We start from the raw sequence: 1,203 nt of genomic DNA, 5'->3' as shown, positions 1-1,203 counted from the left end.
GCCGACAGCCGTTACGAGGGTTGGGGTGCGGGAATCGGTGCCAGCTATGGCTACCGCTGGAACTTCTCCCGCCACCTGGGGATGGAGGCGACTCTGGGATTGGGGTATGCCCACCTGGATTATGATAAATACACGTGTGGTACATGTGGTGATCGCCTGGGTAGCGGAAATAAAAACTATTTCGGTCCCACCAAAGCAGGCATTACGCTGATCTATACCTTTGGTGGGAAAAAGAAACCGGCTGCTGCCGCACCGGTACAGATACCTGTTGCCCCTGCTCCGGCGCATACAATCGTTTACGAGCCGCAGTTTACCGCCAGCTTCGTCACTCCTGTGGCGGAAGCCGTGAAACACCGCAACGAAGCCGGACAGGCTTACCTGGACTTTGTCGCCGGCCGCTCAGAGATCACACCTGGGTATAAAGACAATGCTGCGGAACTGCAAAAGATATATACGCTGATTGAAACGGTAAGGAAAGACCCTGATGCTAACATCACCGGTATCCGGATAGCCGGCTACGCTTCCCCCGAAGGCGGCTATGGGTCTAACCTTACCCTCTCGGGTAAACGTGCCGACGCCCTGAAAAAGCAAATCAAAGCCCTGTACGGCTTCCCCGAAAACCTATTTTCAGTTAGCGGACGGGGCGAGGATTGGGCGATGCTTGATACACTGGTCAGCCAGTCTTATATGCAGGATAAGTATGCCCTGCTTGAAATTATCCGTGCCGGTGCAGCCGATTATGACACGGCGGAAGGACGGTTGAAAGCCCTGAACGGTGGCTCAGCCTACCGTTACCTATTAGAAAACATCTACCCGCAGCTTCGCCGCACAGATTACCAGTTGCACTATACGGTTGCCCCTTTTACCATAGAGAAAGGCAAAGAAGTGTTCAAACGTAACCCGGGAAATCTCTCGCTAAACGAGATGTTCCTCATTGCAAACACTTATGAGCCGGGCACCGCCGCCTTTAACGAAGTCTTTGAAACCGCGGCGCGGCTCTTCCCCGGGGATGATGTGGCGAACCTGAATGCTGCCTCCAGCGCGCTGGCGCGCAAAGATGCCGCTTCGGCGGCCCGTTACCTGGCGCGGGTAAACCAGCGCAGTGCCGCCTGGTGGAACAATGCCGGGATACTGGCTTACCTGGAAAAGGATATGAAGCGGGCAGCCGACTGCTTCGCCCGGGCACAGGCGGAAGGAAACAAG

The 1,203-nt window shown here is 55.5% G+C and carries 1 protein-coding gene; it reads left to right on the top strand.

Features of this window, described 5'->3' with window-relative positions:
* Nucleotides 1-1,203 (top strand): DUF3575 domain-containing protein (locus tag D0T87_RS25190; RefSeq protein WP_163177812.1); only part of this gene is annotated, 1,203 nt, incomplete at both ends.

The sequence above is a fragment of the Bacteroides sp. 51 genome (assembly GCF_010500965.1).
GTDB lineage: Bacteria > Bacteroidota > Bacteroidia > Bacteroidales > Bacteroidaceae > Bacteroides.
Note: the sequence above shows the minus strand (reverse complement) of the source record. Positions and strands in the feature narration are given on the sequence as shown.